The 19,305-nt window shown below is 74.0% G+C and carries 18 protein-coding genes; 7 read left to right on the top strand and 11 right to left on the bottom strand.

Annotated features, from left to right (window positions below; all coding sequences use genetic code 11):
* Positions 1 to 1,983 (top strand): family 43 glycosylhydrolase (locus tag ACR807_RS34740; protein ID WP_438925733.1); only part of this gene is annotated, 1,983 nt, incomplete at its 5' end.
* Between the two features lie 91 nt (positions 1,984 to 2,074).
* On the opposite strand, the gene ACR807_RS34735 is transcribed toward ACR807_RS34740, so the two are convergent.
* The 4 genes from ACR807_RS34735 to ACR807_RS34720 all read right to left on the bottom strand — a co-directional run bounded on the left by ACR807_RS34735 (position 2,075) and on the right by ACR807_RS34720 (position 6,430).
* Positions 2,075 to 2,848, bottom strand: a complete 774-nt coding sequence (locus ACR807_RS34735) for an O-methyltransferase (RefSeq protein ID WP_438925732.1) — start codon at positions 2,846 to 2,848, stop codon at positions 2,075 to 2,077.
* Positions 2,848 to 4,122 (bottom strand): 3-dehydroquinate synthase family protein, encoded by a 1,275-nt coding sequence (locus tag ACR807_RS34730; protein WP_438925731.1) that lies wholly within the window; start codon positions 4,120 to 4,122, stop codon positions 2,848 to 2,850. Before ACR807_RS34730 ends, ACR807_RS34735 begins: the two co-directional genes overlap by 1 nt.
* Positions 4,123 to 4,139: 17 nt before the next feature.
* Positions 4,140 to 5,414, bottom strand: a complete 1,275-nt coding sequence (locus tag ACR807_RS34725; RefSeq protein WP_438925730.1) for an ATP-grasp domain-containing protein — start codon at positions 5,412 to 5,414, stop codon at positions 4,140 to 4,142.
* Positions 5,415 to 5,560: 146 nt separating this feature from the next.
* Positions 5,561 to 6,430, bottom strand: a complete 870-nt coding sequence (locus tag ACR807_RS34720; protein WP_438925729.1) for a LysR family transcriptional regulator — start codon at positions 6,428 to 6,430, stop codon at positions 5,561 to 5,563.
* A gap of 77 nt (positions 6,431 to 6,507) precedes the next feature.
* Here ACR807_RS34720 and ACR807_RS34715 point away from each other — a divergent pair, with 77 nt between their 5' ends.
* Entirely contained in the window at positions 6,508 to 7,212 is a 705-nt protein-coding gene (locus ACR807_RS34715; protein WP_438925728.1) for a glutamine amidotransferase-related protein, read from the top strand.
* 41 nt (positions 7,213 to 7,253) lie between these two features.
* Positions 7,254 to 8,270 (top strand): DMT family transporter, encoded by a 1,017-nt coding sequence (locus ACR807_RS34710; protein ID WP_438925727.1) that lies wholly within the window; start codon positions 7,254 to 7,256, stop codon positions 8,268 to 8,270.
* Here ACR807_RS34710 and ACR807_RS34705 read toward each other — a convergent pair.
* From ACR807_RS34705 to ACR807_RS34690, 4 genes are all read right to left on the bottom strand, one after another.
* The gene (locus tag ACR807_RS34705) at positions 8,248 to 9,312 is read right to left on the bottom strand and encodes a pyridoxal phosphate-dependent aminotransferase (RefSeq protein WP_438925726.1); all 1,065 of its coding nucleotides are present in this window, start codon (positions 9,310 to 9,312) and stop codon (positions 8,248 to 8,250) included. The two genes, ACR807_RS34710 and ACR807_RS34705, sit on opposite strands and share 23 nt — an antisense overlap.
* Positions 9,309 to 10,133, bottom strand: a complete 825-nt coding sequence (dapF, locus tag ACR807_RS34700; protein WP_438925725.1) for a diaminopimelate epimerase — start codon at positions 10,131 to 10,133, stop codon at positions 9,309 to 9,311. Before dapF ends, ACR807_RS34705 begins: the two co-directional genes overlap by 4 nt.
* A gap of 7 nt (positions 10,134 to 10,140) precedes the next feature.
* Positions 10,141 to 10,833, bottom strand: coding sequence for a 2OG-Fe dioxygenase family protein (locus ACR807_RS34695; RefSeq protein ID WP_438925724.1), 693 nt, complete (start codon positions 10,831 to 10,833; stop codon positions 10,141 to 10,143).
* A gap of 64 nt (positions 10,834 to 10,897) precedes the next feature.
* Positions 10,898 to 11,875 carry an iron-containing redox enzyme family protein gene (locus tag ACR807_RS34690; RefSeq protein ID WP_438925723.1) on the bottom strand — a complete coding sequence of 326 codons (978 nt, stop codon included), beginning with the start codon at positions 11,873 to 11,875 and terminating at the stop codon, positions 10,898 to 10,900.
* A 611-nt stretch (positions 11,876 to 12,486) separates the two neighbouring features.
* Here ACR807_RS34690 and ACR807_RS34685 point away from each other — a divergent pair.
* The gene (locus tag ACR807_RS34685; protein WP_438925722.1) at positions 12,487 to 13,152 is read left to right on the top strand and encodes an HD domain-containing protein; all 666 of its coding nucleotides are present in this window, start codon (positions 12,487 to 12,489) and stop codon (positions 13,150 to 13,152) included.
* A 146-nt stretch (positions 13,153 to 13,298) separates the two neighbouring features.
* Positions 13,299 to 13,820 carry an OsmC family protein gene (locus ACR807_RS34680; RefSeq protein ID WP_438925721.1) on the top strand — a complete coding sequence of 174 codons (522 nt, stop codon included), beginning with the start codon at positions 13,299 to 13,301 and terminating at the stop codon, positions 13,818 to 13,820.
* Positions 13,821 to 13,874: 54 nt separating this feature from the next.
* Here ACR807_RS34680 and ACR807_RS34675 read toward each other — a convergent pair whose 3' ends face one another.
* The 3 genes from ACR807_RS34675 to ACR807_RS34665 all read right to left on the bottom strand — a co-directional run bounded on the left by ACR807_RS34675 (position 13,875) and on the right by ACR807_RS34665 (position 16,913).
* A complete protein-coding gene (locus tag ACR807_RS34675) occupies positions 13,875 to 15,572 on the bottom strand; it encodes a M14 family zinc carboxypeptidase (protein WP_438925720.1) in 1,698 nt (565 codons plus the stop codon).
* Positions 15,573 to 15,719: 147 nt separating this feature from the next.
* Entirely contained in the window at positions 15,720 to 15,935 is a 216-nt protein-coding gene (locus ACR807_RS34670) for a bacteriocin immunity protein (protein WP_438925719.1), read from the bottom strand.
* Between the two features lie 258 nt (positions 15,936 to 16,193).
* Complete coding sequence (locus ACR807_RS34665; RefSeq protein WP_438925718.1) at positions 16,194 to 16,913, bottom strand: VanZ family protein; 720 nt, start codon at positions 16,911 to 16,913, stop codon at positions 16,194 to 16,196.
* Between the two features lie 369 nt (positions 16,914 to 17,282).
* Here ACR807_RS34665 and ACR807_RS34660 point away from each other — a divergent pair, with 369 nt between their 5' ends.
* Both ACR807_RS34660 and ACR807_RS34655 read left to right on the top strand, forming a co-directional pair.
* A complete protein-coding gene (locus tag ACR807_RS34660; RefSeq protein WP_438925717.1) occupies positions 17,283 to 18,782 on the top strand; it encodes a PucR family transcriptional regulator in 1,500 nt (499 codons plus the stop codon).
* Positions 18,783 to 18,886: 104 nt separating this feature from the next.
* Positions 18,887 to 19,305: PPOX class F420-dependent oxidoreductase (locus tag ACR807_RS34655; protein WP_438925716.1), on the top strand; the 419-nt coding region annotated here is incomplete at its 3' end.

Below are 19,305 nucleotides of genomic sequence, written 5' to 3'. Positions count from 1 at the left end.
TCGGCCGCCACGGTGGACACGACCGCGTGGTACGTGCTGGTCAACCGCACCAGCGGCAAGGCGCTCGACGTCTACAACCTCGCCACCAACGACGGCGCCCGCATCACCCAGTGGACCCGCAACGACGGCAACCAGCAGCAGTGGCAGTTCGTCGACTCCGGCGGCGGCTACTACCGCCTCAAGTCACGCCACTCCGGCAAGGTCCTCGACGTCCACAACTTCTCCACCGCAGACGGCGGCAACATCGTCCAGTGGGCCGACGGCAACGGCACCAACCAGCAGTTCCGCCTCGCCGACTCCGACAACGGCCACGTCCGCCTCATCAACCGCAACAGCAACAAGGCCGTCGAAGTCCAGGGCGCCTCCACCGCCGACGGCGCCAACATCGTCCAGTACAGCGACTGGGGCGGCGCCAACCAGCAGTGGCAGCTCGTCCGCATCGGCGGCGGCGGCCCGACCACCACCACGACCACCACCCAGCAGCCACCCGGTCAGCTCACCAACCCGGTGGTGTGGCAGGACTTCGCCGACGTCGAGGTCATCCGGGTCGGGGACGCGTACTACATGACCGCGTCGACGATGCACTACTCCCCCGGCGCGCCGATCCTGCGCTCCTACGACCTGGTCAACTGGGAGTTCGCCGGGCACTCGGTGCCGTCCCTGGACTTCGGGTCGAAGTACGACCTGACCAACGGGCAGCGGGCCTACGTCAACGGCATCTGGGCGTCGACGCTCCAGTACCGGCCGAGCAACCGGACCTACTACTGGGCCGGCTGCATCGACTTCAACGACACCTACGTCTACACCGCGAGCAGCGTCGAGGGCCCGTGGAACCGGCACGCCCAGATCGACAACTGCTACTACGACGCGGGCATGCTCGTCGACGACAACGACACCATGTACGTCGCCTACGGCAACGGCACCATCAGCGTCGCCCAGCTGTCCGCGGACGGGCGCAGCCAGGTCCGCGCGCAGCAGGTGTTCCAGACCCCGTCGAACATCGGGACGCTGGAGGGCGCGCGCTTCTACAAGCGCAACGGCAGCTACTACATCTGGCTGACCCGACCGGCGAACGGCCAGTACGTGCTCAAGTCGGACAACGGGCCGTTCGGCCCGTACACCGTGCGGCAGGTGCTGCTCGACCTGCCCGGGCCGATCCCCGGCGGCGGCGTGCCCCACCAGGGCGGCCTGGTCCAGACGCAGACCGGGTCCTGGTACTACATGTCGTTCGTCGACGCCTACCCCGGCGGGCGCGTGCCGGCCCTCGCCCCGATCACCTGGACCGCGGACGGGTGGCCGACCCTCCAGACGGTCAACGGCAGGTGGGGCGTGAACTACCCCTCGCCGCTGCCGACCCGCCCGGTCAAACCCCTGACCGGGACCGACACCTTCACCGGCACCGCGCTCGGCCCGCAGTGGGAGTGGAACCACGACCCCGACACGTCCCGCTACTCGGTGGACAACGGGCTGAGGTTGCAGACGGCCACCGTCACCAACGACCTGTACGCGGCCCGCAACACCCTCACCCACCGCATCCAGGGACCGACCTCCACCGCCACGGTGGAACTGGACTACAGCACCATGCGCGACGGCGACCGCACCGGTCTGGCGATGCTGCGCCAGTCCTCGGCCTGGATCGGCGTCCGGCGCGACGGCGGCCAGACCCGCGTGGTCATGACCAACGGCCTGACCATGGACAGCAGTTGGCGCACCACCAGCACCGGCACCGAGGCCGCGAGCGCGGCCGTGAGCGGCGGCCGGATCTGGTTGCGCGTCAACGCCGACATCCAACCCGGCTCCACCCGCGTCGCCAGGTTCTCCTACAGCACCGACGGCGTCACCTTCACCCCGCTCGGCCCGGCGTTCACGCTGAACAACGCCTGGCAGTTCTTCATGGGCTACCGCTTCGGCATCTTCAACTTCGCCACCCAGTCCCTGGGCGGCGCGGTGACCGTCCGCAAGTTCGACCTGACCACCCCGTAGCGAACCACCACCGGCTCCCGGCCGGTGGTCCCGGCGGCACCACCAGGTCCGCCGGGGCCACCGACCGGGGGCCGCGGACCGCCGCCCCCGGTCAGGGCAGCACGCGGATGAGCGTCACGCCGTCGCGCAGCGGCAGCAGCACCTGCTCGAACGCCGGGTGCGCGGCCACCCGCGCGTTGAACTCGGCGATGGCCGCGCCCTGCGGCGACCGGTGCGCCGGGTCGAGGTAGGTCTCGCCCTGGTACAGGGTGTTGTCCACCACCACCAGGGCCCCGGGGACGAGCAGCCCGCGGCGGTGGGCCACGTCGAGGTAGTCCCAGTACTGGGTCTTGTCCGCGTCGACGAAGGCGAAGTCGAACGCCTCGCCCGCGTCGGCGAGCCGGTCCAGCGTCGCCAGGGCGGGCCCCTCCGCCAGCACCACGCGGTCGCACCCGGCGAACGCCTCGCGGGCGACGGCCGCCGCGCGCGGGTCGGCCTCGCAGGTGACCACCCGGCCGCCGGGCGGCAGCGCTTCGGCCATCGCCAGCGCCGAGTAGCCGGTGAACGTGCCGATCTCCAGCACCCGGCGGGCGCCGGTCACCGCGACCAGGAGCCTCAGCAGCTGCCCCTCGACGTGGCCGGACAGCATCTCCGGTTCCAGGGTCGCCACCGGGCCGCCGTGGTCGGTCCACGCGTGCCCGGTGGTCCGCCGGTTCAGCGCCGCGAGGCGGTCGGACTCGGGTGTGGTCATCGCCGACAGGTAGTCGTCCAGCCCCGAGGCCAGCGCCCGTGCGCGGTCCAGGCGCGCGGACGAGCGGTCGCGGTCGAGCGGGTCCAGCAGGTCCAGTTCGCGGGCCAGGATCGACAGCGGGGTCACCGGTCGCATCACGCCCACCTCGCGTCGCTCAGGTACATGCCCCGCCCGGCGCCGCCGTCGGGGAACCGTTCGCAGCGCGCCCGGTGCCGGTCCACCGCCTCGACCAGCAGCCCGTCCTCGACCTCGGCCAGGTAGTCGCACTTGCCCAGGCCGCCGCGCGGGGCCACCGCCCACAGCGCGGAGCCGCCGCGCTTGCGCCGCATCGTCTCCTGCGCGAACCTCATCAGCTCCAGGTCCTCGATCACCGGGTGGTGCACGGCCAGGCCGAGGTCGCGGCACACCGCCAGCAGCGCGTCGCGGGCGTCCTCGTCCAGCCAGCCCACCAGGGTGGCCAGCGTCGCGGTGAACGCCATCTCCACCGCGACGGCGTGGCCGTGCAGCAGCCCCGCGACCGGCTCGAACTTCGCGCTCCACGTGTGGCCGAAGGCGTGCGGGCGGTCCTGCCGCGTCTCGAACATGTTCGTCCCCTCGTGCCGCATGTACGCGTGCAGGGAGCGGAACAGGACCTCGTCGGCGACGGCCGCGAGCTCCGGGTCGTCGCCGGTGGCGGCGAACCGGGTGTCGAGCAGGGCGCGGCCGTGCTCCCGGAGCAGCTCGAACAGCGCCTCGTCGTCCACGGCGGCCATCTTCACGATCTCGGCCACGCCGTGCCGCAGGTGCTCGGGCGCCAGGGTGCGGAACAGGGACCGGTCCACCAGGGTGAGCACCGGCGGGTGGTAGGCGCCCAGGGCGTTCTTCATCAGGGTGCCGTTGACGCACGTGCGCGGGGACGGTCCGGCGTCGACCGCCGAGACGATGCTCGTGCCGACCATGACGTACGGGGTGCGCCGGTTGAGCAGGGCGCACGCCAGGCCGGCCGTGTCGGTGAGCACGCCGCCGCCGATGACCAGCACCGGTTCGCCGCGCGCGACGTCGTGCCCGTCGGTGCCCAGGAACGCCGCGATGCGGCACACGGTGTCGAGGGTCTTGTCCTCCTCCAGCGCCCGGCACACCATCGTCGCCAGGGGGATGTCGTGCGCGGCGAAGTACGCCCGCAGCGCGTCGCCGTGCAGGCGGTCGACGGTGGCGTCCACGACGGCGACGCACCGCCCCGCGGGTCGGTACACCTCGGCCAGGTCGGGCGTCGCGGCGTCGAACACGCCGTCCACCAGCCGCACCTCGCTGCGCAGGTCGAAGGTCGCGTCGACGGTGAACGAGCGCCCCCCGGGGTCGCACCGGATGTGCCCCGACCCGTCGTAGTGGGCGGAGGTGGCGTACTTGTCGGCGTCCCACGAGTCCGTCATCGAATGTCCTCTCGGTGTCACACGAGCTTCCCGGTGGCCCAGTTGACGCGCTCCCAGCGCTTGCGCGCGGCCAGCGCGCGCAGCACCAGCAGGGGCAGCTGCACGTGGTGCAGCACCAGGAACGGCAGGGGGTCGCGCCAGTCGAACACCGCGTCCTTGCCGCCCACGAGGTCGCGCAGCCACGGCCCGAGCCGCCGGTGCCGCAGCACCTCCCCCAGCCGGCCCAGCTCCGCGCCCAGCCAGTGCACCGGCCGCGCGCCGGGCCGGGGGCGGGTGACGCCCTCGTGGTCGGGGTCGAGGTAGGCCGCCGCCAGGTCCGGGCTGTCGTGGAAGGCCACCAGCGCCGAGTGGGGTCGCGGGTTGCACTCGATGGGGCGGGGCACGCCGTCCTCGTCGACGATGAAGTCGAACGACACCTGGCCGTCCAGCCGGTGCGCCGCCGCGAAGTCGCGCACCCACCGCCAGATCGCGGGCACCTCGACGTGGCGGTAGTTCAGCTGGAGCGGCGAGGACTCGGAGCAGGTGTAGGCGGTGACCCGGCCCGCGCGGCACGTCGTGTGCGCGCAGTACTCGCGGCCGGTGGCGCGCCGCTGCAGCACCCACGGCCGGTCCGGCCCGATCGGCAGCCCGTCCGGCGGGGCCGCCCGGTCGGACACCACGACCACGCGGTGGTCGGCCGCCATCGACGTCCACTCCGGCGGCTTGAGCACGTACTCGCGCCCCGCGAGCACGGCGTCGCGCACCTGCCGCACGTCGGTGATCCGCCGCGTCTCCAGGCACGGCAGCCCCGCGGCCCGCACGAGTTCGGCGAACCCCGCCTTGTCGTTGAGCAGGCGGTGCGTGCGGGGGTCGTTGGCCAGCACCGCGCAGTGCCCGGCCAGCACCGGCACGGCGTCGGAGGTGGGCTGCGCGAGGCCCGGTTCGTCGATGACCGGCACGACCGTGTCCACGCCCTCGGCCCGGATCACCGCGACGAGGTCGCGGACGTAGCCGGCGGGGTCCGCGCCGGGGTCGGCGACCAGGTGGAACGCGCAGGAGGCCCGGGAGAACCGCAGCGGGCCCCAGCGGTGCCGGGGGACCGACGCGGTCACCACGCGGTGGCCCGCCTCGTGGAACTTCCTGGCCAGCAGGAGGCTCTTGGTCATGTGCGTGGTGGTGATGAGCACCGTCGTGCGGTCCCGGCACGGCCGGCGCGGCGTCAGCAGGTGCGCCACCCCGCACACCAGGGCCGTCAGCGGGGCCGTGGCGACCAGCACGGCCAGCAGCGCGGCACCGCGCAGGAACGACGTCACCGAGCACCTCCCACTCCCGTGGTCCAGGGCTGCCCAGCGCGGTTCCCGACAACCGCCGCGCCGGTCGAATCACCTGGACGTGTCCCGGTCGTCGGCGCGTCGCGCCCGCCGGTGACCACCGGGGCCGGGGACCTCCCGGACGGGGTTCAGGCCGTCAGGGCGGCGACCAGCGCGGCGACGACGCCGTCCTCCTCGCGCCGGTGCAGCACCTCGGACCGGTAGACCAGGTCGAGCCCGGTCAGCGGCACGCCCACCAGGTCCGGCGTGATCGCCTCGGCGGGCAGCAGGGCCAGTCCCTCGCCGGCCGCGAGCAGCCGGCGCAGCACGTCGAGGTCCGCGCCCAGGCAGCGGACGGCGGTGCGCAGCGGCGGGAGGCCGGTGGTGGCGCACAGGTCGTCCAGGCTCCCCAGGGCCTCGGGCGCGTCGATCCAGCGCGCGTCGGCCAGCTCGGGCAGGGAGACGCCCGCCCGACCCGCGATCGGGTGGTCCCGGGCCACCGCGACCAGGGCCGGGGACTCGGTCGACGGCGTGGCGCTCAGGGAGCTGACGGCGGGCAGGCGCAGCGGGTCGGCCCGCACGGCCGGCGCCGCGACGACGCCCACGTCCAGGTCGCCCACGGCGACCGCCTCGGCCACCGCGACGGGCGGGAGGACGCGCAGGGTCAGGTCGCGCACGCCCGCGCGGCGCGCGTGGCGGGCCACGGCGGGCGCGACGGCGGACGCGGCGGGGGCGATGCCGACCTCCAGCCGCGACGTCGGCTGGGCGGCCACGCGGACCACGTCGGCGCGCGCGGCGTCCAGGCGCATCAGGATCGGGGCGGCGTGCTCCAGCAGCCGTTCGCCCGCTTCGGTGAGGACGACCGGGCGGCGGTGCAGCAGGGCCGTCCCCAGGTCCGACTCCAGGGCCACGACGTGCTGCGAGACCGCGGACTGCGTGTAGCCCAGCTCCCGCGCGGCGGCGGAGAACGACCTCAGCCGGGCGATCGTGCAGAACGTCCGCAGCAGCCGGGTGTCCACGGTCGATAAGCGTAGCTGATGTGGACATGGCCAATGATCGATTGACCTGCACTCGACCTCGCGCCGATGATGGCGGCGTGGACGACGGGCCGTGGATCGCGCGGGTGGCGCTGGTGGGCGAGCGCTCCGCCGCCGTGCGCGCGCACGGCCGCTACGCGACCCTGTTCGACGCGCTGTGGCGACGTGCCGGGATCGCCGTCGACGCCTACTGGACCCCCACCACCGACGTGTCCGGGCTGGCCGCCTTCGACGGCGTGTGGCTGGTGCCCGGCAGCCCCTACCTCAGCGAGGACGGCGCGCTGGCCGCCGTGCGCACCGCGCGCGAGCGCGACCTGCCGTTCCTGGCGACCTGCGGTGGCTTCCCGCACACCCTGCTGGAGTACGCGCGGTCGGTGTGCGGGCTGGTCGGCGCCGCGCACGCGGAGAACGCGCCGGACGCCCGCGACCACCTGATCGTGCCCTCCGCCAGGCCGCTGGCGGGGCACGAGCGCCGCATCCGGCTGCGCCCCGGGTCGCTGGCCGAACGGGTCCTCGGCGCGGGCACCACCACCGAGCGCCACCACAGCGGCCACGAGCTGGCCCCGGCCTACGCGCCCCTGCTGGAGGCCGGCGGGCTGCGGCTCACCGGCCACGACGACGACGGCGTGGCCCGCGTCGCCGAGCTGCCGGGGCACCGCTTCTTCCTCGCCACGGCGTTCCAGCCCGAGCTGACCGCCGACTCCGCCGCACCGCACCCGGTCGTGACCGCGTTCGCCGAAGCAGCCGTCGCGGCCGCCGCCTGATCCCCACCGTTCCCCGTCCCCCCGCTCCCCGAGGACGTCCCATGACGACCGCTCCGCGCGCGCAGCCCCCCAAGTGGCTGCCGTACTTCCTGGCCTGCTCGCTGATCTGGGGGTCGGGCTTCGCCCTGATCAAGATCGGTGTGGAGGCGGGCATCGAACCCGCCTGGGTGGCGTTCTGGCGCTGCTTCTTCGGCGCGGCCGTGCTGTGGCTGCTGGTGCTCGGGCGCAGGCTCGCCGTGCCGCGCAGCGCGAAGGTCTGGGGCCACGCGCTGGTGGTGGGCACCGTGCTCAACGCGCTGCCGTTCGCCCTGTTCGCCCTCGGGGAGCAGAACATCAGCTCGCTCCAGGCGGGCGTGTGGAACGCGATGATCCCGCTGTTCACCCTGCTGTGGGTGCTGGTCATGCTGCCGTCGGAGAAGCCGACCCCGCGCCGGCTGGCGGGTCTGGTCACCGGGTTCACCGGCGCGCTCGTCGTGCTCGGCGTGTGGGACGGCGTGGACGCCTCGATGCTCGCGGGCAGCATCGCCTGCCTGCTCGCGGTGGCCTCCTACGGCCTGGGCTACACCTACACCCGCAAGTACCTGTCCGACGTGGACTCGCCGGCGCTGACGCTGACCGCGATCCAGATCGGCCTGGCCGCGCTGGAACTGGCGCTGGTGGCCCCGTTCGCCTCGGGCTCGCCGAGCCTGCCGGGCTGGCCGGGCGCGGGGCCGATGATCGCGATGGTCGTGCTGGGCGCGATCGGCACCGGCATCGCCTACATGTGGAACCTGACGGTGATCCGCGCGGTCGGCTCGACCGTGGCGTCCACGGTGGCGTTCCTGACGCCGATGTGGGCGGCGCTGATCGGCGTGCTGTTCCTCAGCGAGGCGCTGCACTGGAACACGGTCCTCGGCGCGCTGCTCATCATCAGCGGCGTGCTGCTGACCCGGCCGCCCAAGCGGGAGCCGGTGGCCGAGCCGCCGCCGGTGGCCGAGGTGCCCCCGGTGGTCGGGGAAGCGCCCCCGGTGGGCACGACGACCGCCGGCGGCGCGGTCAAGGGCGAAGCAGCGGGGTGATCCGGCGCAGGCCCTCGGCGACGGTGGCCGGGTCGCGGGCGAAGCCCAGGCGGAACCCGCGATCGCTGCCGAGGGTCTCCCCCGGCATCAGCAGCACCCCGGCGTCGAGGGCGCGCCGGCACAGCGCCAGCGACGGCTCGCCGGAGGTGGGCGACGCCCAGGCGAACGGCGTGCCCTCCGGCAGGACCACGCGGACGAGGTCGGTGTGCCGGGCGGCCCACTCGGCCACCACCTCCAGGCCCGGCGCGACGGCGGCGTCGTAGGCCGCCGCGAACTCCTCGTGCCGGTCCAGCACCCCGGCCGCCAGCTCCTCGCACAGCACGGAGTTGGCGATGGAGGTGTAGTGCTTGTGCCGGGCGCACCCGGCCACCACGTCGGCCGGGCCGTGCAGCCACCCGATCCGCAGGCCCGGCAGCCCGTAGACCTTGGCCAGCCCGGACACCGACACCACGCGCGGGTGCCGGGTGGACGCCGAGCCCGCCAGGTGGATGCGGTACTCCTCGTCGAGCACGAGGTAGCCGTCGGTCTCCGCCAGCAGGTCGGCCAGGGCGGTGACCTGCTCGTCGGTCGCCACCCGGCCGCCCGGGTTGCCCGGCGAGTCCAGGTAGACCAGCCGCAGGTCCGGACCGGCGGCGGCGCGCACCGCGTCGAGGTCGACACCCATGTCGTCGGTGCGGGCCACGGTCTCCACCCGGCACCCCCGGTGCACGGGTACGTCCACCGACGGCAGCCACCCCGGCAGGAACGTCACCACCCGGTCGCCCGGCCGGAGCAGGGTGGTGAACAGCAGGTACAGCGCCTCCGCGGCGCCGTGGGTGACCAGCACGCGGTCCGGGTCGGCGGCCTCGCCGTAGCGCGCCGCGACGGCCTCGCGCAGCCTCGGCGTGCCGGTGTCGGAGCCGTAGCCCAGGGCCAGGGACGAGGGCACGGCGAGGTCCGAGAGGTCGCGCACCGGGACGTAGCTGTTGCCCAGGTCGATCTCGTAGCGGCCGGGGGTGTCCTCGAACGCCCACTGCCTCATCGGGTACAGCGCCGCGGTCACGCGACCCCCTCCAGCCTGCGCCTCAGGGCGGGCGACACGTCACCCGCGCACACCTGCTCGACCTCTCCGCACAGCCGCACCGCGCCGTCGTCGCCGATGGCGACCTCGACCACGCCGCCCGCCATCTCCACCCGCACCCGGCGGCCGGTCAGCCCGCGCGCGTGCGCGGCGGACGCGGCGGCGCACGCGCTCGCCCCGGAGGCCGGGGTGTAGCCCGCGCCGCGCTCGTAGACCTCGATCCGCAGCACGTCCGGCCCCGGCACCGTCGTGAACTGGACGTTGGTCCGGTCGGGGAAGCGCTCGTGCCCGGCGACGGCCTCGCCGAAGGCGTGGGCGACCCCGGCGTCCACCTCGTCGAGGAACAGCACCGCGTGCGGGTTGCCGTTGTCCACGACGCTGACGTCGAACCGCTCGCCCGCCGCGGTCAGGTGCCCCGGGGCGTCGACGCGGGCGGGGCCGAGGTCGACCTCGACGAGCCCGGCCGCCTCGTCGCGGACGTCCACGACGGACTCGCCGGCGGGCGTGAGCACGACGAACCGGTCCGCGCCGGGGTGCCGCCGCGCCAGGTGCAGGCCCACCATCCGGACGCCGTTGGCGCTGCGCGCGCACGCGCTGCCGTCGGCGTTCACCGCGTGCAGCGCGACGGGCCGGTCGGCGCGGACGGGTCCGTCCGGCAGGCGCAGCACCCCGTCCGCCCCGACGCCGAACCGCCGGTCGCACAGCAGCCTCACGGCGGCGGGCGCGACCGGCAGGTCGGTCTCGGCGGGGTCGATCAACAGGTAGTCGTTGCCCAGCGCCTGGTACTTGACGAAATCGGCCACCGGAGGGCTACATCGCGTCCGTGGTGAGGGCGGCCTGGTCGTGGTCGTCGCCGTACCACTTCTCCTTCCACCGCGAGAACGCCACGATGACGATGTCGCGGTGGCCGGGACCGCCGTCGGCGGAGGTGACGTCGGTGACGTCGTGCTGGAGCGCGCGGTCGTCGAGCAGGACGGCCTGGCCGGGCTCCAGCGTGCCGTCCCAGAACGGGGCGTCCGCGCCCGGCTCCCACAGCCGGGTCGTGCCGCCGCCGACGTTGTTGCGCCGCAGGACGGCGATCATGACGAACTCGTGGCCGTCGTGGTGCACGCCCTCGGGGGTCAGCGGCCCCACCCGCCCGCCCTCGGCGCGGGTGCGGTTCTGGTGGACGTTGATCTGCCAGTCCTCGCTCTTGTCGAGCTCGAAGCCGTCCATGCCCGCGCGGATCAGCGGGGTGAAGTCGACCTCGATCGGCAGGTACTTGCGCTTGATGCCGCCCGCGACCGGGTTGAACTTGGTGAACGTCGTGTAGTCGCGGTGCTCCAGCAGCTGGAACCGCCACCCCTCCACCTCGTCGTGGTGCAGCCGGTACTGGCTGAACCGCTTGAAGCGGGTGCCGTTGCCCATGTACTCGTCGACGGGGCAGCGGTCGTAGCTGTCCAGGATCTCCTGCGGGACCTCGGGCAGGTCCACGATCGCGAACCGCTTGTCGTTCAAGGGCATTCTCAGGTCCTTCCGTGCTCGACGACGGGTGGCCGGTCCACCGGATCTGCGGTGTGTGCCGGGGTCAGCTGTCCGCGGTGATCAGCTCGGAGACCTCGTCGAGCCGCTCGTCGAGGTAGCGGGCCGAGGAGTTCAGCCGCCAGAGGGTGCCGCGGGCGATGCCGCGCCGCATGTAGGCCGAGTCGGCGGACGGGAGGACGATGTTGTGGAACCAGCCCGCCGCGTGCTGCGAGTCGACGGTGATGTGCAGGCGGTGGTAGACGATGCCCACCTCGGGCAGCCCGAGCCTCTCCCACGCCCCGACGACCTGCACGAAGCGGTCCGGCACCAGCCACTCGGTCATGCCCAGGAAGCCGACGGCCTCGGGGTAGAACCGGCGGTAGCGGCACAGCAGCACGGCGAGGTTGCCCGACAGCAGCGCGGTCGCGGTGAGCGAGTCCTCCAGCTCCTGCTGGCTGATGTCGAAGACCTCGTAGAGCTGGTTGAACAGGGTGGTGTGGACCTCGGCGGGCTTGCCGTTGCCCATCTCGTCCCAGAAGTTGTTGGCGATCTCCATCTTCGCCGGGCCCGCGGTGCCCACCTGCATGAGCGCGAGCAGGTCGTCGAACCGCCCGTCGACCACGGATTCCTGGATGACGTATTTGCGCAAGTGCTCCGCCGTGGCGTGCCGGCGGATGAAATTCATGTAGTAGGGGTGCTTGAACACCCGGTGCCCGCGCGCACTCCGCTTGAGCCAGGACAGGTACTCCGCCGGCGTGGTCGGCGCCGCGTCGACAACCGCCCAGTCGACCGCGGAATCCTCCGCGGCGATGGTCGCGCGTTCCAGCGCGGTGAGGATTCCGTTGATCACCAGCGACCCCTCGGCGGTCGGCTGGTCGGGAATCTTCATGACGAGGTCGTAGATGCGCGCCAGCAGCAACTGCTGGAGGCGAAAAGCTCCCTGGTCGCCCGCTGCGGCGGCCGCGTTGAGCGCATCCACCTCGACGGAGACCCGGAGAGCTTCCTCCCCGACGATCTTGGCGTCGAGTTCTTCTGCGGACAACCGAAGCCATGATGATATTTCCTCGACGAGCGCTCCCCGATCACGCACCACCGGCTCCACCTTGCTCAGATTAGTCTGTCGACGACATGTTCCCGACTCAATCGACGCGAGTTCGACCGCACGGAAGAGTCAATTCCAAGCGATAGGTCCTGCGGCCAGCAACAATGATTACCCGAGGTCGGGACACCGAATATCCGCCATTCGGACGCAATGTCCGGTCAGCACGCGCGCCGGTCAACGGTGAACGTCACCGCTCGTCGGTGCCGGCTCGCGCACCGCCCACGACGTGCCGGTCGTCACCGGCGGACCGGCGGGGTGACGGGTGTTCCGCACCGATTCACCGGACCGCCGACCTGCGGCGACCAGGTTCCGGCGGCACCGGGGCGATCGGGGGCGTGCCGTCGCTTTCGCCGCGGGCGACCTTCGCCGGGGTCGGCGGACGACCTCCCCCGCCCCGCCGACCCTCCGCAGCCACGACCTTCGGGTCGCTTGTAATGCCGCGTGAAATAGCGATACTGCGCCGTGGGGCCGGGAAAGCGGTGGCGCGAACCCGTTGACATGTGGCGATCCAGCCACTCCTGCGGCCGGCGCGGCGTCCCTAGCATCGAGTCATGGACAACACCTCCACCGAGGACGGCACGGACCACCACCTCACCGGGCTCCGGCTACCGGACACGCTCCTGGCCCTCCAGGCGATGCGGTTCGCGCGCGACGAGTCCTCCGAGACCCTGTTCAACCACGTCATGCGTTCCTACCACTTCGGTGCCCTGCTGCTGGACCGCGCCGGCGTGCGCTACGACCGCGAACTGCTGTTCATCGGCAGCGTGCTGCACGACATCGGCCTCGTCGAGCGCTTCACGAGCCCGGCGGAGCGCTTCGAACTGGACGGCGCCGACGCCGCCCGCCGCTTCCTGCGGGAGCGGGGGATGCCCGACGACCGCGCCGAGGTGGTCTGGGACGCGATCGCGCTGCACACCAACCACTCCATCGCGGCGCGCAAGCGCCCGGAGATCGCCGCGGTGGCCGCCGGCGCCGGGGTGGACGTCGGCGGGAGCGGGCTGGAGTCGCTGGACCCCGACGACGTGGCCGAGGTGCTCGCCGCCCACCCGCGCACGGGGTTCAAGCGCGACACCGTCGACACGATCCTCGACCACTGCCGCCGCAAGCCCGCGGCGTACTTCATGCACCCCTTCGCCGAGGTGGGCCGCCGCCACCTCCCGGGCTTCGCGGTGCCCACCGTCGAGGACGTGGTGCTCGCGGCGCCGTTCGCCGACTGACGACCGGGCCCCGGCACCGGCGCGCGACCGGTAGCAGAACCCGCCGCCGCTGTCAGGGCTTCCCACTGTGCGGCACGGGGCGCGGCGCGGCCCCCGCGCGCGGCATCCTGACCGGCGTTGGTGTCGGCCGAGCCGGGAGGCGAACGATGACCGCCGAAGTGCAGCACCCCCTGAACGAGGTCGACGTCGAGTCGATCGGGAACCTCGTCGAGGCGATCCGGGCGGATGCGACCGCGGCGGCGACCACGTGGGCCGCGCGCGTGGCGTGGAAAGGCGGGTTCCGGTCGGAGGCGCGGGTGCGCGGGTTCGACCCCACGCCGTCGGACGAGCCGCCCGCGCTGGGTGGCACGGACACCGCGCCGAACCCCGTCGAACAGCTCCTGAGCGCGCTGGGCAACTGCCTCGCCGTCGGCTACGCGGCCAACGCGAGCGTCGCCGGGATCGAGGTCGACGGCCTGACCGTCGACCTCAGGGGCACCATCGACCTGCGGGTGTTCCTCGGTCTCGCCGAGGGGCACGCGGGGTTCGACACCATCACCGCCTCGGTCCGGATCGACACCACCGCCCCGCGCGAGGACGTCGAAGCGCTGCACGCGAAGGTGCTCAGGTCCTCCCCGGTGGGCCACACCCTCGGCAACGCCGTCCCGGTGACCGTCGAACTGCTCTGACCCGCGCCCGCTCACGGGACCGGGGATCGCCGCGGGCGACGATCCCCGGTCCGGCTACAGCTCCAGGCTCCACCGGTCGAGGTCGCCCGTGCCCGCCCAGACCACGTTGTGCACCCGCAGCTGCCAGGTGCCGTCGCGGGTCTCGCGGGACAGGTCGACGGTGAAGGCGCCGCCGGGGTCCGGCAGGGTGCTCACGACCTGGTGCTGGAGGCGGTAGGCCGTGCCGTCCGGGGCGACCAGGTCCAGGGTGATGACGGAGTTCTTCAGGTTCTTGAACCGCACCTCGACGCGGGAGGCGGACCGGGCGCCGCCGGCGCAGCCGGTGACGGTCATGGCCACGACCACCGGCGGCGTGCGGGTGATCGCCGGGACGTCGGTGTCGTCGACCCGCGCGGCGCACGGGGTCGGCGGTTCGGGCACCGGCGCGTAGGGGGCCGCGGCGTGGCGTGCCGCGTGCAGCAGCATGGGCAGCGTTTTCGGCCAGAAGAACCCGTCCTGGCACGAGTGGGCGGGGAAGAACCCGCCGCACGCCTGCTCGGGTGGCGAGCCCACCTCCCACACGAAGGAGGCGACGCCGAGGTCGTCGTAGACCCAGTCGTCGGTGGTGCCCGACGCGGAGTAGAGCACCTGGCCGGACTGCCCGTACCGCCAGTCGGGGCCCGCCAGCCCGGCCAGCTCCTGGGCGAGGTCCCGCAGCGCCGCGTCGTTGCCGGTGCGCCGGGCGACCGGGCCGCCGCTCCACGGGAACAGCACGTAGTTGCCGTAGCTGTGCAGGGACAGCACCAGGCCCGCGGTGTCGGTGGGCGCGGGCTGGGCGGGGTCGGCGGCGCGGCGGTCGCGGTACAGGGAGCGCCACAGCGCTTGCAGCGCCCGGGTCTCCGGTTCCGAGTCGGGCCCGGTGCCCCGGTAGTCCTGGTCGCACTGCCGCTCGGAGGCGTTCTGGAGGCCCCAGTTGGCGCCGGTGTTGCGGTTGAGGTCCACCCCGTGGTGGTCGTGGGACGCCGTGCCGCAGGTGACGCCCTGGTGGTCGGTGTCGTTGCCGTTCTTGCGGTGCGGGACCGGGGAACCGGCGCCCCGCGCGACGTTGTCCACGCCGTCGGGGTTGGCGACGGGCACGACCCAGAACTCGGTGGTGTCCAGCAGGCGGGCGACCTCCGGGTCGGTGCTGCCGACGAGGTGGTCGATCCAGCGCCAGGCGATCTCGCCGGTGGTCAGCTCGCGGGAGTGGAGCTGGCCCAAGACGAAGAAGCGGGGTTTGGGCGCGTCCGGGGAGAGGGCGCAGTCGCCGGGTTGCCTGCGGGTGACGCAGACGGCGCGCAGGTCGTGCCCGCCGCGGCCCCGGGTCTTCAGCCAGGAGTCGCCGTAGTCGACGACGGTGGCGAGGTCGGGGTGCTCGCGGGCGACCTGGTCCAGGTGCCGGTGGTGGGCGTCGACGGTGCGGTACCCGCCGTGGAACGTGTCGGCGGTGGCCGCGAACCGCTCGGGCTCGGGCAGCACCCGGTCGGCGGTGGCGGGGAACCCGGCCCGGCGGAGCGCGGCGCCGGTGGTCGAGTCGCCCAGCACGAAGAGGTCGTCGCCCTCGCGGTGCTCCACGACGTCGAAGCCGCCGGCGAACAGGGCCTGCTCGGTGCCGAGCGGGGCGCGCACCTGGTAGAGGTGGGCCCGGTCGTCCGGGGTCGTCATCGCCGGAGCGGTCGCCACGAGCGCGGCGACGGCGAACAGCGGGGCGAGCCGTGATCGGTGTCGTGTCATCGGGTCCTTCCCGGCAGGGTGACGGCGGCGGTCCCGACCACTCTGCTGGCGTTCACCGGCGCGGGAGCTGTCGATCACGACAGGAAGGCGAAGTCTGCCCGAAAGGACCGCGCGCCGGGCCGGCCCCCGGACCGCGCGGCGACGGCGCTACAGCGCGATCGGCCGGTACGCGAGCGCCTGCTCGACGATCTGCCCGGCGGTCACGTCGTCGTCCTCGGGGTAGAAGATGAGCTGGAGCACGTGCGGGTTCCCCGTGGCCGCGACCAACGCCGCCACGGCCACGTCGTCCTCCTCCTCGGCGACCTCCCCGCGCTGGAACCGCTCGACGAGGGCGATCAGGGCTCGGCGGTCGAGCGCGGTCATCGGTTCACCTTCCCGGGGCGGCAGGGGGCGGGTCATGGTAGCCCCGGGTGACGGCGTGGTCCGGTGGTCAGCCGCGGGGTCCGGGCAGCGGGGCGCGGGACAGGTCTGCGGCGCGGTGCCCTTCCGGTCCCACCTAGCCGGCTCGGTGTCGGCCACGCGGAAGCCGTTCTTCTTCCCGGCGGCGACGCGGGCGGTCCCGGTCGGCCGCACAGCGGCACCCCACGTGCCGGCCGGCCTCCCGCCACGACGCGCCGGCTGTCAGCCCCCGCTCCCCGATCGCCGCACCGCCGATCGGGCACGGTCCGCCGGCACCTCCGCCGGGGTGCGCCACCAGCGGCGCGACGCCAGGGCGGCCAGGGCGGCGCCGGTGGCGTTGACCAGCACGTCGTCCACGGACGAGACCCGGTCCAGCTCCAGCGCGTACTGCGCGACCTCGACCAGGACCGAGCAGCCCGCCCCGAGCGCCAGGACCCGGAGCGGGGAGGCCAGTGCCGCGAACCGCACGGGGGCGAAGAACCCGAGCGCCGCGAACACCAGCAGGTTGCCGACGATCCCGAGCGGCCCCATCGTGACCAGGTCGCGCAGCGGGACCAGGCTCACCCGGCCGGGGACGGCGCCGGCCCCCTCGCCCGGCATCATGGTCAACCAGACGAACGGCACCGTCCCGTAGACCAGGCCGACCTCGGCCAGCGACGTCCGCCACGCCGCCGTGTCGCCGCCCGCGCGCCTGCGGCGCACCAGGGTCGGCACCCAAGCCACCAGCACGGCGAGCGGCAGCCCGACCAGCGTCACGAGCACCACGCCGTTCTCCGTGTCGAGGCAGCCGCGCCACCGCCCGGCCGCGCACGCCGGGGCGGACATCGCGAGCGGCTTCCGCAGGGCGAACACCACGCCGGCCAGGCCGAGGACCGCCAGGACGACGAGCGCGGTCCGGCGCGCGCGGCGGGGCGGTGCTGACGGGGACGCGCTCCGGTTCATGCCCCCAGTGGAGCCGGGGAGCCGTTGCGGTGGCGTATGCGGTTCCGGATACGCCCGCGATACGCCCGCTGTGCGCGGCGGGGCGGGCGTGGGACGGGCGTGGGACGCCCCGGGCACTCCCCACGGTGCCCGAGGCGCCCCACCGCCGTGCCCCGCGGAGCGCCGTTCCCCCGCGGCTCCCCGCTGCCGGGCACCCGGACCGACCTCCCCCGGTCGGTCGCGGTCACCGGGAACGCTAGACCGCCGGGCCGGGCCGCCCCAGTATTGATCTGCACAGTGCGCCCGGCGTTCGGTCACCCACCGCTGCGCCGGCCGCCCGTGCCACCCCCGTCCGGGGCGGACGGGACCACCTACAGGGAGCTGCCCGGAGTGCCGAGCCTGCCCGCGCGGAAGAACACGAGCCACCACGCCGACGACCTGCGGCTGTTGTGCCGGGAGGCGACCGGTCCGGACGGCGTGCGGCGCGTGCTGGAGCTGCTCGCCCGCCGGTTGGCCGCGGAGGTCGTGCTCGCGGGGCCGGGCGGGGAGCAGGCCGCGGTCCCCCCGGACGCCGGGCGGCTGCTCCACGTCGTCGCCGAGGAGGTCGCCCGGGTGCGCGCCGGGCACGTCGACGCCGCCTCGGTGCACGCGGGCGGGCACGACGTGGCGGTGCTGCCGATGGGTCCTCCGCCCGCGCGGCCGGTGCTCGTCGTCGCGCGCCGGGGTCCGCTGAGCGCGGAGCACCGGCGCTTCCTCGCCGCCGCGGTGAACCCGCTGCGGCTGTGCTGGCGCGCGGCGGTCGCCGAGCAGCGCGCCGAGCGCCTCGACGCCGCCGACGCGGCGGTGCGCGAAGCGGTGCTGCACCTGCTCATGGTCGGGGACGTGTCCGGTGCCCGCCGGACCGCGGCGGTCCTCCGCCCGCCGCTGCCCGACCTCGCGCGGGTCTACGTCGTCGCGAACGCCCCGGACTCGCGCGTCCGGCTCTCCCCGCGGTGCCGGGACGCGTTCGGCGGGACCGCCTGGGTCGTGCCGTGCCCGGTCCACAGCGGGCACGTCATCGTGATCGCACCGGCCGGGTCCGACGGCGCGGGTGGGGAACCCCCGGACGCACCGCCGGACCGCCTGGTCCGGGAGCTGGTCGAGGCGGTGCCCGGAACGCGGGTGGGCGTCGGGCTGCCGGTGGCGCTGCGGGACGTCCCGGTCGGGTACAAGCAGGCGTTCCACGCGTTGTCGGTGGCCCGCCACCGGCCCGAGCGGTACGCCCGGTTCTCGGCCCGGGGCGAGCTGGGCGAGCTGCTGGGCCGCGCCGGGCACGCCTGGGCGGCGGGCACGCTGGCACCGCTGCTGGCGTACCGGCCCTCCCGCCCCCGGGACCCCGACGCCTTCGAGCTGCTGGCGACGCTGCTGTCGTGGCTGGAGTTCGGGCCCCGGGCGGCGTCGCAGCTGAAGGTCCACCGCAACACGCTGTCCTCGCGCCTGCACCGCATCGGCGCCGAGCTGGACCGCGACCTCACCGGGTTCGCGGTCCAGGCGGAGCTGCACCTGGCGGTGCAGCTGCTCGACGAGCGGCCCCATCCCGGCGCGGCGGACGAGGTGGTCGGGTTCGACGCGCTGTTCGACCGCCCGGAGGTCCGGCAGTGGGCCGAGGACCGGTTGTCCCCGCTGCTGGCGGCCGACCGGCGGACGCTGCTGACCACCGTGCGGACCTGGTTCCGGCACGACCTGCGGACGGCCCCCGCCGCCACCGAGCTGGGCATCTCCGCGCACGGCCTGCGCAAGCGCCTGATCCGGGTGGAGGAGCTCCTCGGCCGGTCGCTGCTGATCGGCCCGTCGGTCCGGTACGACCTCCACCACGCGCTCCGCGTGCACTCGGCGCCCGTGCCGGGGTGATCACCCGGGGACGTGCCGAGGGGCTTTTCGCGTCCACTGTGGACTGACGTGGCGGGCGCCACCCCGGGAACCGGAAGACGGGCGCGAACCGCCATAATCCCCCCATGACTGCTTCGTCCTTCAACCCACGCGACCTGCTCGCGGGGAGCCGTCTCGGCGTCCTCGCGACGATCAAGCAGGACGGGCTCCCCCAGCTGTCCCCCGTGATGCCCTTCTACGACCGGGACGCGGGCGTCGTCCACGTGTCGACGAGCGCCGGGACGGCCAAGGTCGCGAACCTGCGCCGGGACCCGCGCGCCGCGCTGGAGGTCACCAGCCCCGACGGCTGGTCGTGGGCGACCGCGGAGGGCACCGTGACCGTGACCGGTCCGGGGACCGACCCGAACGGCCCCGAGGTCCAGGCGCTGGTCGACTACTACCGCGCCGCCGCGGGCGACCACCCGAACTGGGACGAGTACCGGGCGGTCATGGTCGCCGAGCGCCGGGTCCTGATCACGCTCAAGGTCGACCGCGTCTACGGCGC

The organism is Saccharothrix sabaoui (genome assembly GCF_051756985.1).
In the GTDB taxonomy this organism is placed as follows: domain Bacteria; phylum Actinomycetota; class Actinomycetes; order Mycobacteriales; family Pseudonocardiaceae; genus Actinosynnema.
Note: the sequence above shows the minus strand (reverse complement) of the source record. Positions and strands in the feature narration are given on the sequence as shown.

Bases quoted from the DNA above. Each gene is read 5' to 3' on its own strand.
- ACR807_RS34735 (WP_438925732.1), bottom strand. From the start codon at position 2,848: ATGCGACCGGTGACCCCGCTGTCGATCCTGGCCCGCGAACTGGACCTG.
- ACR807_RS34730 (WP_438925731.1), bottom strand. From the start codon at position 4,122: ATGACGGACTCGTGGGACGCCGACAAGTACGCCACCTCCGCCCACTAC.
- ACR807_RS34710 (WP_438925727.1), top strand. From the start codon at position 7,254: ATGACGACCGCTCCGCGCGCGCAGCCCCCCAAGTGGCTGCCGTACTTC.
- ACR807_RS34695 (WP_438925724.1), bottom strand. From the start codon at position 10,833: ATGCCCTTGAACGACAAGCGGTTCGCGATCGTGGACCTGCCCGAGGTC.
- ACR807_RS34685 (WP_438925722.1), top strand. From the start codon at position 12,487: ATGGACAACACCTCCACCGAGGACGGCACGGACCACCACCTCACCGGG.
- ACR807_RS34680 (WP_438925721.1), top strand. From the start codon at position 13,299: ATGACCGCCGAAGTGCAGCACCCCCTGAACGAGGTCGACGTCGAGTCG.
- ACR807_RS34675 (WP_438925720.1), bottom strand. From the start codon at position 15,572: ATGACACGACACCGATCACGGCTCGCCCCGCTGTTCGCCGTCGCCGCG.
- ACR807_RS34670 (WP_438925719.1), bottom strand. From the start codon at position 15,935: ATGACCGCGCTCGACCGCCGAGCCCTGATCGCCCTCGTCGAGCGGTTC.
- ACR807_RS34665 (WP_438925718.1), bottom strand. From the start codon at position 16,913: ATGAACCGGAGCGCGTCCCCGTCAGCACCGCCCCGCCGCGCGCGCCGG.